9 protein-coding genes are annotated in these 11,950 nt (G+C 64.0%); 7 read left to right on the forward strand and 2 right to left on the reverse strand.

What is annotated here, in order from left to right:
• Positions 1-353 precede the first annotated feature (353 nt).
• From U0004_RS07070 to U0004_RS07095, 6 genes are all read left to right on the forward strand, one after another.
• Entirely contained in the window at positions 354-1,868 is a 1,515-nt protein-coding gene (locus U0004_RS07070) for an ABC transporter ATP-binding protein (RefSeq protein ID WP_070257265.1), read from the forward strand.
• On the forward strand, positions 1,861-2,937 hold the full coding sequence (locus U0004_RS07075) for an ABC transporter permease (RefSeq protein WP_070257267.1): 1,077 nt from the start codon (positions 1,861-1,863) through the stop codon (positions 2,935-2,937). Before U0004_RS07070 ends, U0004_RS07075 begins: the two co-directional genes overlap by 8 nt.
• Positions 2,930-3,859, forward strand: a complete 930-nt coding sequence (locus tag U0004_RS07080) for an ABC transporter permease (RefSeq protein ID WP_070257269.1) — start codon at positions 2,930-2,932, stop codon at positions 3,857-3,859. The genes U0004_RS07075 and U0004_RS07080 overlap by 8 nt, the downstream gene beginning before the upstream one ends.
• A 21-nt stretch (positions 3,860-3,880) precedes the next feature.
• Positions 3,881-4,957, forward strand: a complete 1,077-nt coding sequence (locus U0004_RS07085) for a BMP family ABC transporter substrate-binding protein (RefSeq protein WP_070257271.1) — start codon at positions 3,881-3,883, stop codon at positions 4,955-4,957.
• Positions 4,958-5,072: 115 nt separating this feature from the next.
• Entirely contained in the window at positions 5,073-5,909 is an 837-nt protein-coding gene (locus U0004_RS07090; RefSeq protein ID WP_070257273.1) for an HDOD domain-containing protein, read from the forward strand.
• A 137-nt stretch (positions 5,910-6,046) separates the two neighbouring features.
• Complete coding sequence (locus U0004_RS07095) at positions 6,047-7,675, forward strand: M28 family peptidase (RefSeq protein ID WP_070257275.1); 1,629 nt, start codon at positions 6,047-6,049, stop codon at positions 7,673-7,675.
• Between the two features lie 126 nt (positions 7,676-7,801).
• Here U0004_RS07095 and U0004_RS07100 read toward each other — a convergent pair whose 3' ends face one another.
• Both U0004_RS07100 and U0004_RS07105 read right to left on the reverse strand, forming a co-directional pair.
• Positions 7,802-9,031, reverse strand: a complete 1,230-nt coding sequence (locus U0004_RS07100) for an MFS transporter (protein WP_070257277.1) — start codon at positions 9,029-9,031, stop codon at positions 7,802-7,804.
• Between the two features lie 187 nt (positions 9,032-9,218).
• The gene (locus U0004_RS07105; RefSeq protein WP_070257279.1) at positions 9,219-10,217 is read right to left on the reverse strand and encodes an LLM class flavin-dependent oxidoreductase; all 999 of its coding nucleotides are present in this window, start codon (positions 10,215-10,217) and stop codon (positions 9,219-9,221) included.
• A 214-nt stretch (positions 10,218-10,431) separates the two neighbouring features.
• Between U0004_RS07105 and U0004_RS07110 the strand changes: the two genes are divergently transcribed.
• Entirely contained in the window at positions 10,432-11,937 is a 1,506-nt protein-coding gene (locus U0004_RS07110; RefSeq protein WP_070257281.1) for a dipeptidase, read from the forward strand.
• Positions 11,938-11,950 lie beyond the last annotated feature (13 nt).

The raw sequence follows: 11,950 nt of genomic DNA on the forward strand, positions 1-11,950 counted from the left end.
TGGGGATGGCTGGACGCGTAGTCTGCATGTAGCGCTGCAATGGGATAACGCGCGCCGTTCAATCCATGATGCGAGAAGCGCCGCGCCGGGCGATATGTCTTGTGCGCATACTTACTATCAGTTCCTGCATATAATCATCGCACCTTCTCGTCCTTGCGGGGCAAGGCGGACGCTGCAAAGCTGATAATTTTTTTCAAAATTGTATACAGGTGTTGTTTTTTTGTGGAAATAGAAATGCACGCCGCCGCGCCCGCCCCCCAAGCGCCGCGGATGCCGATACGATAGAGACTGAGTGTTGATTTTTTCCACCGATCGGCATCCCGCATCCCACGCAGCGAGGCACGAAAAAAACAATGACGGCACGCCTGGAACTCATCGATATCAGCAAGCGCTATCCGGCCGTGGTGGCCAATGACGGCATCTGTCTCACCGTCGCGCCCGGACAGATCCATGCCGTGCTTGGCGAAAACGGCGCCGGCAAATCGACCTTGATGAAAATCATCTACGGCGCCGTGCAGCCCGATGGCGGCCGCATCCTGTGGAATGGCCGCGAAGTCGAGATCGCCAACCCGTCGGCCGCGCGGGCGCTGGGCGTCGCCATGGTGTTCCAGCACTTTTCCCTGTTCGACACCCTGACGGTCACGGAAAACATCGCCCTCGGTTTACCTGCCGGCACCAACATGGCGGAGCTGGCGCAGCGCATCGAAGCGACGGCGCGCCAGTACGGCCTGGACCTGGAACCGCAGCGTCACGTGCACACGCTTTCCGTGGGCGAATGCCAGCGCGTGGAAATCGTGCGCGCCTTGCTGGCCAAGCCGCAACTGTTGATCCTCGATGAACCGACGTCCGTGCTGACGCCGGGCGCCGTGGAAAAGCTGTTTAGCACCTTGCGCCAGTTGGCCGCCGAAGGCTGCAGCATCCTGTACATCAGCCACAAGCTCGACGAGATCCGCGCCCTGTGCCACACGTGCACGGTGGTGCGCGCCGGCAAGAACGCGGGCGTGTGCGACCCCTCGCAAGAGTCGGCGGCCAGCCTGTCGCGCATGATGATCGGCGCCGAGCCGCCCGCCGTCACCCGCGTGGCGCGCACGCCCGGCGTGACCATGCTGAGCGTGCGGCAGCTGGACTTGCCGAAGAGCCATCCGTTCGCTACGCAATTGATCGATATCCATTTCGACGTGCGCGCGGGCGAGATCGTCGGCATCGCTGGCGTGTCCGGCAATGGCCAGCAGGAATTGCTGGCGGCCCTGTCGGGCGAGGACATGCGCGCAATCCCTGCCAGCATCGTCCTGAACGGCACGCCGGCGGGTCGCTTGCCGCCGGGACGCCGGCGCGCCCTGGGCTTCGGTTTCGTGCCGGAGGAAAGGCTGGGACGCGGCGCCGTGCCCGACATGCCGCTGGCCGACAACGTCTTATTGAGCTTGCAGACTCCCGCCACCATCCGCCACGGCTTCCTGCGCCGTGGCGCGATCGCGCAGCGGGCGGCCGCCATCATCGCGCGCTTTCAGGTGAAGGCTGGCGGGCCGCAGGCGCTGGCGCGCAGCCTGTCGGGCGGCAACTTGCAGAAATACATAGTCGGACGCGAAGTCATGCGCGAACCCACCGTGCTGGTGGTGGCGCAGCCGACCTGGGGCGTGGACGTGGGCGCGGCCGCGCAAATCCGCGCCGAATTGCTGGCCTTGCGCGACGCGGGATGCGCGCTGCTGGTCGTGTCGGAGGAGCTCGATGAATTGTTCGACATCAGCGACCGCTTGCTGGTGATGGCGAAAGGAAAGATTTCGCCGTCCCTGGACGTGGGCGTGGCCAGCGTGGCGCAGGTGGGACAATGGATGAGCGGGCTGTGGCCGCAGGAGGCTGCCCATGGCTAAGTTTGCCTTGCGCCTGGAAGCCCGTCCTTCTCCGTCGCGGCTGATGTCGTGGCTGTCGCCCGTGCTGGCCGTGCTGCTTACCGTGCTGTGCGGCGCGCTGCTGTTTCTTGCGCTGGGACACGATCCGCTGGCGGGCCTGGCCGTCTTCTTTGTCGAACCCTTGCGCGACGCGCACGGCTGGTCCGAGCTGGGCATTAAAGTCGCGCCTTTGCTCCTGATCGCCGTCGGCCTGGCCATCTGCTTTCGCGCCAACATCTATAACATCGGCGCGGAAGGCCAGCTGACCCTGGGCGCCATCTGCGGCGGCGCGGCGGCCCTGTACCTCGATGACGGTGTCGGCGGCGCGGCCATCATCGGCGTTTCCCTGCTGGCCGGCATGGCGGGCGGCATGGCGTGGGCGGGGCTGGTGGCCTGGCTGCGCGACAGCTACAACGCCAGCGAAATCCTCGTCTCGCTGATGCTGGTCTACATTGCCCAATTGCTGCTCAGCTATCTCGTGTACGGCGTGCTGCGCGACCCGGAAGGATTCAACTTCCCTCAATCGAAACTGCTGTCCGACGGCTTGCTGTTGCCGATGGTGATCAGCGACACGCGCTTGCATGTGGGCATCGTGTTTGCCTTGCTGGCCTCGCTGGGCGGCTGGCTGTACTTATCCAGAAGCATTGCGGGTTTCCGCCTGCGCGTGGGCGGCATGGCGCCTGCCGCCGCCCGCTATGCGGGCTTTTCCTCGCGCAAGACCTTGTGGTCGTCCCTGCTGATCTGCGGCGCCCTGTCCGGCCTGGCGGGTGCGTGCGAAGTGCTGGGGCCGATGGGGCAATTGACGCCCACGGTCTCGCCCGGCTACGGCTTTGCCGCCATCATCGTCGCCTTTGTCGGGCGCCTGCATCCGGTAGGCGTGATTTTCTCCAGCTTCGTCATGGCCCTGTTCTATATCGGCGGCGAACTGGCGCAGTCGCGCCTGGGCTTGCCCAGCGCGATCACGGGTGTGTTCCAGGGCATCTTGCTGTTCGCCTTGCTCGCTTGCGATGTGCTGATCCAATACAAACTGCGCTGGAGGAAACATGGATAACCTGGCCCTGACGATAGCGCCGCTGGTCGCTGCCAGCATCAACGCGGGCACGCCGCTGATGCTCGCTGCGCTGGGGCTGCTCGTCAATGAAAAGGCGGGCGTGGTCAACCTGGGGGCGGAAGGCATGATGCTGGTCTCGGCCATCACGGGTTTTGCCGTGGCTGTCAACATGGGTAGCCCCACCCTGGGCTTTCTGGCGGGCGCGGGCGCCAGCATGGTGCTGTCCGGCTTCTTTGCCTGGCTGACCGTATGGCTGGGCACGAACCAGTACGCGACGGGCCTGGCCTTGTCGCTGTTCGGCGCGGGCGCCTCGACGTACATCGGCTTGAAGTACGTGGGCAACAGCTTGCAGAATGGGCGCTTCGGCATCCCCTTCCTGGAAGACATTCCCGTGCTGGGCCCGGCCCTGTTCCGCCAGCATCCGATGGTCTATCTGTCGTTGCTGCTGTGCCTGGCCATCGCCTGGTTTCTGTACCGCACGCGGGCCGGCCTCGTGCTGCGCGCCGTGGGCGAGTCGCCCGCGTCTGCGCATGCGCTCGGCTACCCCGTGCGCCGCATCCGCCTGGCGGCCGTGCTGTTCGGCGGCGCCTGCTGCGGCCTGGCCGGCGCCTTCCTGTCGCTCGTCTACACGCCGCTGTGGGTCGAAGGCATGGTGGCGGGACGGGGCTGGATCGCGCTGGCGCTGACCACCTTTGCCACCTGGCGTCCCGCGCGCGTGGTGGGCGGCGCCTACCTGTTCGGCGGCATCACGATTCTGACCTTCCACGCGCAGGCGCTGGGCGTGCCCATCGCGTCGCAACTGCTGTCGATGCTGCCGTATGTGGCAGCCATCGTCGTGCTGGTTTTGATCTCCAGCAACGCCAATTACATCAAGCTCAATATGCCCGCTTCGCTGGGCAAGAATTTCAATCCGGGAAATTAATCACTCACCACAAGGAAAACCATGTCCAAGAAACTAGTATGCGCCGCCGTTTGCAGTGCTGTTTTGATGCCCGTCATGGCCGCCGCTCCCGCCACCGCGCCGCTGAATGTCGGCTTCGTGTATATCAGCCCCATCGGCGACGCGGGCTGGACCACCCAGCATGACCTGGCCCGCAAGGAAATGGAAAAGGCGCTGGGTAGCAAGATCACCACCAAGTACGTGGAAAACGTGCCGGAAAGCGCCGATGCGGAACGGGTGATCCGCGACCTGGCGCAAACGGGCAGCAAGCTCGTCATCACAACCTCGTTCGGCTACATGAATCCCACCTTGAAAGTGGCGAAGCAATTTCCTAATGTGAAGTTCATTCATTTGACGGGCTACAAGACGGCCGTCAACGTGGCCAATACCAACGCCCGTTTCTACGAGGGCCGCTACCTAGCCGGCGTGTTGGCAGGCAAGATGAGCAAGACCCATGTGGCCGGCTACGTGGCGGCATTCCCGATCCCGGAGGTGTTGCAGGGCGTTAACGCTTTTACGCGCGGCATGCGCAGCGTCGACCCGAAGGCAGAAGTGAAAGTGGTGTGGGTGAATAGCTGGTTCGATCCGGGCAAGGAACGCGACGCCGCCATCACCCTGATCGGCCAGGGCGCCGACGTGGTTACCCACCACACGGATTCGACCGCCGTGGTGCAGGCGGCGGAAGAAAAGGGCAAGTACGCGATCGCCTACCATTCGGACATGAAAAAGTACGGGCCGAAGGCGCAGCTGGCTGCCGTCACCCACCATTGGGGCGACTATTATACGAAGCAGGCGCAAGCCGTGCTGGACGGCACGTGGAAGTCCAGCAGCACCTGGGGCGGCATCAAGGATGGCATGGTCAAGCTGGAAGGCATCAACGCCACAGTGCCGGCCGACGTGAAACAGTTTGTATTGGCACGCGAGAAAGACTTGGTAGCTGGCAAGCTCAATCCTTTCAGCGCCCCGATCAAGGATAACGATGGCAAGGTGCGCCTGGACAAAGGCGTGCTGGACGATGCGGCGCTGACGAAGATGGATTATTTTGTCGAAGGCGTGGCAGGAAAAGTTTCCGGAAAGTAATAGGTTTGAGTTTGAACTTGCTGTAATATTGCCGGAAACGGGAGCCGGGCCGGGAGTGCATTCCCGGCCCACCCACACAGCAGAGCCTGAACAGGCCCGTACCGGAGATTGACCCATGGACAGACTGGAAGTATTCAAGATTATCGCGCTGCAAGCGAGCAAGGGCGAGCTGACGTTCCCCGCCAACGTCAAGGCCACCTTGAAGCTGCAGGAAGCGCTGGACGACCCCGATTGCCATATCGAGGCGGCCGCCCGCATGGTCATGGCCGAGCCGCTGCTGTCGGCGCGGGTCGTGGCATTGGCCAACTCGGCCGCCTACAACCGTTCCGGCAATGAAATCGCCAATGTGCGCGCAGCCGTCTCGCGCCTGGGCTTTACCACCCTGAAATCGATGGTGGCATCCGTCATCGTGCGCCAGCTGGGCAGCCAGATTACCGACCCGCAATTGCGCGCCAAGGCGGCCAAGCTGTGGGAACACACGGCCCACGTGGCCGCGCTGAGCCAGGTAATCGCCAAGAAAGTCACGCATGTGGACGTGGAAACGGCCATGTTCGCCGCCATCGTGCACGAAGTGGGCGGCTTTTATCTGCTGTCGCGCGCCGAGGAATATCCAGGTTTGCTGGACGACAATACGGAAGACTGGATCGAATACGGCGAAAAACTGATCGGCCGCGGCGTGCTGCGCCAGTTGCAAGTGCCGGACATGGTCTTGCAGGCCGTGGAAGGCATGTGGCACGGCGGCAGCACGTTCCCGCCCCGCACCCTGGGCGCGACCCTGGTGCTGGCCAACGATCTGTCGCCCGTCGGCTCGCCCCTGCACCCGCCGGAAAGCGCCGCGCGGCGCCAGGCTGCAGCGAAGATCGACTTCGGCATCGGCGGCAGCACCTTGCACACCATCCTCGAGGAATCGGCGGAAGAGATCGAATCCCTGGCGGCCGCTTTGCTGGTCTGAACGTTTCCCCTGCAAAATCCCCGCCCTTGCCGCGGGGATTTTTTTCGTCCGCATTTTGATGCATCTTTCCCTATGGCATACAATCGCCGGCCCGGCCATCCGCCGGACTGAATGTCTCCTCTTACCCAAAGGATCTTATGCAGAAGCTGTTTTCTTCCCTGGCCGTCACGGCGCTCGCTTCCAGCCTGGCGCTGGCGTTTTCCGCGCACGCCGCGACCGGCTGGCCCGTGGTGCAGGAAGCGCCCTTGCGCGCCCACCTGGCCTTCCTGTCCAACGATTTGCTGGAAGGCCGGGGCACGGGCCAGCGCGGCGCCGACCTGACGGTGACCTACCTGGAAACCCAGGCACAGATGGCCGGACTGCAACCCGTGCGCGGCAATAGCTACCGCCAAAGCGTGCAGATCGCCGGCGTGAAATCCTTGCCACAAGACAGCAGCCTGCAAGCCGTGGCGGGCGGCAAGCCCGTGCCGCTGGCTTTCGGCCCGGACTGGGTGTGGGCCACGGGCGACTCGGTTGCCGCCCACACCTTCGATGCGCCGCTCGTCTTCGTCGGCTATGGCATCACGGCGCCGGAAGAAGGCTGGAACGATTTCAAGGGCGCCGATGTCAAAGGCAAGATCGTCGTCATGATGGTCAACGACCCGCAACCGACTAGTGCCGAGCCGAACCGCTTTGCCGGCAAGGCGCTGACCTATTACGGCCGCTGGACCTACAAATTCGAGGAAGCCAAGCGCCAGGGCGCGGCTGGCGTATTGCTGATCCACACGAAACCGTCCGCATCGTACGACTGGAGCGTGGTGCAGAACAGCTGGAGCGGCAGCGAGCGTTTCCAGTTGGCCGACCGCACGGCTGGCACACCGCTGCAGGGCTGGATCGCGGAAGACGCGGCGCGCCGCCTGTTCGCGGCCGGTGGGCTGGACCTGGACGCCTTGCGCGCGCAAGCGGAAAGCAAGGATTTCAAGGCCGTCGCCTTGAATGCCAAGCTGAGCGGCGAAATGAAGTCCGCCGTGCGCAAGGTGGAGCAATTCAATATCGCCGGCATGGTGCCGGGTACCGACCCGGCATTGAAGGATGAAGCCGTCATCTACAGCGGTCATTGGGACCACCTGGGCAAGCAGGGTGACAGTGGCGACACCATCTACAACGGCGCCGTCGACAACGCTTCCGGCACGGCCGGCTTGCTGGCCATGGCGCAGGAAGCCGTGAAAAAGCCTGCGAAGCGCACGCAGATATTCCTGTGGGTGGCGGCCGAAGAGCAGGGCTTGCTGGGTAGCGCCGCCTACGCGGCCGACCCCTTGTGGCCCTTGAACAAGACGGCCGCCGCGCTGAACCTGGACAGCCTGAACTTTGTCGGTGCCACGCATGACATCGGCGCGCAGGGCAGCGAGCGCACGGAGCTGGGCGCCATGGCGGCCACGGTGGCCAAAGCCATGGGCATGCATATCGCGCCAGCCCGTCCCGACCTGGCCGGCGGCTACTTCCGCAGCGACCATTTCAGCTTTGCCAAGGCGGGCGTGCCCGCGTTTTCCATCAATGGCGGACGCGAGTACATCAAGGACGTGGCAGCGTCGAAAGCCAAGGCGGCCGCGTATGGCCCCCGCTACCATCAGGTTACCGACGAGTACGATGCCAGCTGGGATTTGTCCGGCATGACGCAGCAGGCGCAATTTACCCTGAACCTGGGGCAAGCCGTGGCGAATGCGGCCAGGATGCCGGCGTGGAAGGCGGGCGATGCGTTTGGCAAGGCGCGTGAGCCAGCGAAGTAAGCACGAAAAAAAACCGCTCGGTGGAGCGGTTTTTTTTAGGATCGTAGATCGGATTAGCTCGAAGAGCGTAATCCGACAGTTGGCGCATCAGTGTCGGATTACGCGGCGTGCCGCCGTTAATTCGACCTACGTGATAGATGTCTGGGCGGCCAGTTCCAGCCGGCGCTGCGCGTGGCGGTACTTGCTCCACACGATCAGCATCAGCAGCGGCATGGCGCCGCCCACCATGCACAGGGCGGGCCAGCCGCCGGCGGCAAAGCTGGCGCTGGCCAGGGCCGAGCCTGCCGACGCGCCGATGAAGCCGCCCGCGATGAACACGGTGGTGACCCGCGCCCGCGCATGCGGCGCCAGTTTATAGATGATGGACTGGTGCGTCACTTGCAAGCCCATCACGCCCATGTCCAGCAGGACGATACCGATCAGCAGCAGCACCAGCGAATGGGCGCCAAAGCCGATCAATGCCCAGCCCGCGATGGAAGCCACGGCCAGCAGCCAGGTGGCCTGGCGCGCATAGCCGCGGTCGGCCATGCGGCCCGCCGTGTTGGCGGCAAAGGCGCCCGTGGCACCGGCCAGGCCGAACAGGCCGATCTGCATTTCCGAGTAGTGGTACGGCGCGCCGCTGAGCAAAAAGGTCAGGCCCGTCCAGAACACGCTGAAGGTGCCCAGGCCCAGGCCCGAGAACAGGGCGCGCTGGCGCAGCAACGGTTCCTGGCGGATGATGTCGGCCAGCGAGGCCAGCAATTTTCCGTATTGCAGCTTGCCGCGTGGCGCCTCGTTCGGCAGGATGCGGCGCAGCATGACGAGCAGGGCGGCCACGACGATGGCGGCCAGCACGTACACGGTGCGCCAGCCGCCGCTGATCTGCGACACGGTGCCGGACACGGTACGCGCCAGCAGAATCCCCAGCAACAAGCCCGTCATCACGGTGCCCACCATGCGGCCCCGGCTGTGGTCGGGCGCATACGACGCGACCATGGCCGTGACTACCATCAAGGCACTGGACGTGATCCCCATCAAGACACTGGCGATGGCAAAGATAATAATGTTCTGGCTGGTGGCGGCCAGCAGCAGGGCGCCGATCTTGGCGACCAGCATCCACGTCAGCAGCTGGCGGCGGTTCAGCACGTCGCTGAGGGGGACCAGGAACACGATACCCAGCACATAGCCGATTTGCGTGGCCGTGACCAGGTAGCCCGCCTGCGGCACGCTGACGCCAAACGAGGCGGCCAGCATGGACGTCAGCGGCTGCACATAGTAGAGGCTGGCGACGAGCACGCCGGCGGACAGGGCGAACAACAGGATGCGGGTCGACGTCAGCAGGGCGCTGGCGTTGACGGTGGATGGTGCAGATTTCATGCGAGACAACTTTCTTGGAGTGATGCTTTTGGATGAGCATGATAGCGGGGCTGCGCATTTCTTGCCGGGCGCGGCCGATTTTGCGGTGGGGCGGCAGGCAACGCAGCAGGCAAAAAAATCCCGGCGATCGTTGCCGACGGCCGGGAAAAGGGTATAGGGGGATATACCGAGGGAGGAAAACGTTCAGTTACTGTTGCCGGGTTAGTTCCGCATGCACCTGCGCCGTGATTTCATACGAGCGCAGCCGGTGCTGGTGCTCGAAGATCTGCGAAGTGATCATCAGCTCGTCGGCGCCCGTTTCGGCAATGAACGCGGCCATCTTCGCCTTGACGGTGTCCGGCGCGCCGATGGCCGTGCAGGACAGGACGGAATCGAGCATGGCGCGTTCCTGCGGACCTAGCTGCTCCAGATAGCCGGGCACGGGCGGCTGCAGGCGCGACGGGCGGCCAGTGCGCAGGTTGACGAAGGCTTGCTGCATCGACGTGGCGCGCAAGTGCGCCTCGGCATCCGTGTCGGCGGCAAACACGTTAAAGCCCAGCATCACGTACGGTTTCGCCAATTGTTTTGAAGGCTTGAAATGTTCGCGGTAGTAGGCCACGGCTTGCAGCATCATTTGCGGCGCGAAGTGCGAGGCAAACGCATACGGCAAGCCCAGGTGGGCCGCCAGCTGGGCGCCGAACAGGCTCGAGCCGAGTATCCACACGGGCACTTTCGCGCCCTTGCCGGGCACAGCCAGCACGCGCTGGCGCGGCTCGTCGGACATATAGTCGATCAATTCCAGCACGTCTTGCGGAAACTGTTCCGCGTCGGACTGCAGGTCGCGGCGCAGGGCGCGCGCCGTCGTCTGGTCGGAGCCGGGCGCGCGGCCCAGGCCCAGGTCGATGCGGCCCGGGTGCAGCGCTTCCAGGGTACCGAACTGTTCCGCGATGACCAGCGGAGAATGGTTGGGCAGCATGACGCCGCCGGCACCCACGCGGATGGTTGTCGTGCCAGCCGCCACATGGGCGATGACGACGGCAGTGGCGGCGCTGGCGATGCCGGGCATGCCGTGGTGTTCGGCCAGCCAGTAGCGGTTGTAGCCCCAGCGCTCGCCGTGCTGCGCCAGGTCGAGCGTGTTCTTGAACGACTGGCTGGCGTCGCTGCCTTCGGCGATGGGGGCCAGGTCGAGTATGGAAAATGGAATCATGGTAGCGATATCGGGACGTGGTGGAAAATCACAATGGACGATTTGTCTATCCCCTGACGACAATAGGGTCGGCCTTGGAAGCGGCAGGGATGACAGGCTGTGCACATGATAATGCGAATCGGGAATTTGCGTACTGATCGGTAAAAAACTCGTATCGATTGGAAATCGGTGCGGGCAATGCTAGAGTGGGCCTCCCCACTTTATACGCCCCGCCATGTTCAAGAAACCCGTCCTGCTGACTTTGATAAGCCTGCTGCTGCAGCCCTCCGTTCACGCCGCGCCCATCAGCCTGCAGGCGCAGGAAACGGCGCGCTACGCGCTGGCCACCTATCCCGAACCGCTGATCGCCAGCCTGGCGAAGATGGTCAGTTTCAACACGGTGGCAGACCCGGCCGTGCCGTTTGCCGCGAATCCCCAGCACACGGGCTTCAAGCGCTACCTGGCGGCCGAGGCGCAGCGCCTGGGATTCGATTTCCAGGATCACGGCTACGTGGTGATCATCGGCATGGGCAGCGGCAGCGAGCGCGTGGGCGTGATCACGCACGGCGACGTGCAGCCCGTGAATCCCGCCAAGTGGGCCCGCTCGCCGTTCGAGCTGGACCGTACCAGCGAACCTGGCAAGCTGCTGGGACGGGGCACGGAAGACGACAAGGGCCCGATCGCCACGGCCCTGTACGCGATGAAGGCTATCCAGGACCAGCAGGTGCCGCTGAGCAAGCGCATCGAGCTGTACGTCTACATGGCCGAGGAATCGGACTGGGAACCGCTGAAACAGTTCCTGAAAACCCATACGCCGCCGCAAGTGAACATCACCATCGATGCGGAATACCCGGTGGTGACCGCCGAGAAGGGCTACGGTTCCATCAAGCTGACCTTGCCGCCGCGCACGGCCATGCCGGCGGGGAAGGGCCCTGTGCTGACGCAGCTGACAGGCGGCTTTTTCGGCAGTCAGATCCCGGAAGATGCACAAGCCGTGATCGACCACGCGCCAGCCGCGCTGGAAGCGGCCATCCGCGCCCGCGCGCAGCAGCAACAGGGCGTGCGCTACAGCTATGCGCGCGATGGCGGCACCTTGACGGTGACGGCGCTGGGCGTGTCGGCCCACTCGTCGAAACCGGAAGACGGCGTCAACGCCATCAGCATGCTGGCCGACGCGCTGTCCGTGCAGCCGTGGCAGGGCACGCAGGCGGCCGACATGCTGTCGTTCCTGAATGAGCTGGTGGGCACGGGCATCTACGGCGAACGCTTTGGGCAGATCGCTTACCGCGACGGCTTCATGGGGCCGATGACGGTAGCACCGACCGTGCTCAAGCAGAACGGTGGCGCGCTGGAACTGACTATCAATTTGCGCCGTCCGCAAGGCAAGACGGCGGCCGTGCTGCAACAGCAGGTGACAGCTGCGTTCGACGGCTGGAAAGCGCGGCGCCACGTGCCGGCTACCCTGCAGGTGCAGATCGGTGAACCGTGGCTGCAGACGGCGGCGCCGCAGATTCCCACCTTGTTGTCCGTCTTCGAACACTACACGGGCATCGCCAATCCGCAACCGGTGGCCATCGGCGGCGGCACCAATTCGCGCCTGTTCCCGAATGCCGTGAGCTTTGGCCCGGCCATGCCGCACACGGTCTACACGGGGCATTCCGAACATGAGTTCATCACGGAAAAGCAGTTGCTGTTGAACTTGCAGATGTACACGGCCGTGTTGATTGAACTGGCGAAATAGCCGCTTGCAAAAA

Source organism: Janthinobacterium lividum (assembly GCF_034424625.1).
Taxonomy (GTDB): Bacteria; Pseudomonadota; Gammaproteobacteria; order Burkholderiales; family Burkholderiaceae_D; genus Janthinobacterium; species Janthinobacterium lividum.

Bases quoted from the DNA above. Each gene is read 5' to 3' on its own strand.
- U0004_RS07090 (WP_070257273.1), top strand. From the start codon at position 5,073: ATGGACAGACTGGAAGTATTCAAGATTATCGCGCTGCAAGCGAGCAAG.
- U0004_RS07080 (WP_070257269.1), top strand. From the start codon at position 2,930: ATGGATAACCTGGCCCTGACGATAGCGCCGCTGGTCGCTGCCAGCATC.
- U0004_RS07105 (WP_070257279.1), bottom strand. From the start codon at position 10,217: ATGATTCCATTTTCCATACTCGACCTGGCCCCCATCGCCGAAGGCAGC.
- U0004_RS07100 (WP_070257277.1), bottom strand. From the start codon at position 9,031: ATGAAATCTGCACCATCCACCGTCAACGCCAGCGCCCTGCTGACGTCG.
- U0004_RS07095 (WP_070257275.1), top strand. From the start codon at position 6,047: ATGCAGAAGCTGTTTTCTTCCCTGGCCGTCACGGCGCTCGCTTCCAGC.
- U0004_RS07070 (WP_070257265.1), top strand. From the start codon at position 354: ATGACGGCACGCCTGGAACTCATCGATATCAGCAAGCGCTATCCGGCC.
- U0004_RS07110 (WP_070257281.1), top strand. From the start codon at position 10,432: ATGTTCAAGAAACCCGTCCTGCTGACTTTGATAAGCCTGCTGCTGCAG.
- U0004_RS07075 (WP_070257267.1), top strand. From the start codon at position 1,861: ATGGCTAAGTTTGCCTTGCGCCTGGAAGCCCGTCCTTCTCCGTCGCGG.
- U0004_RS07085 (WP_070257271.1), top strand. From the start codon at position 3,881: ATGTCCAAGAAACTAGTATGCGCCGCCGTTTGCAGTGCTGTTTTGATG.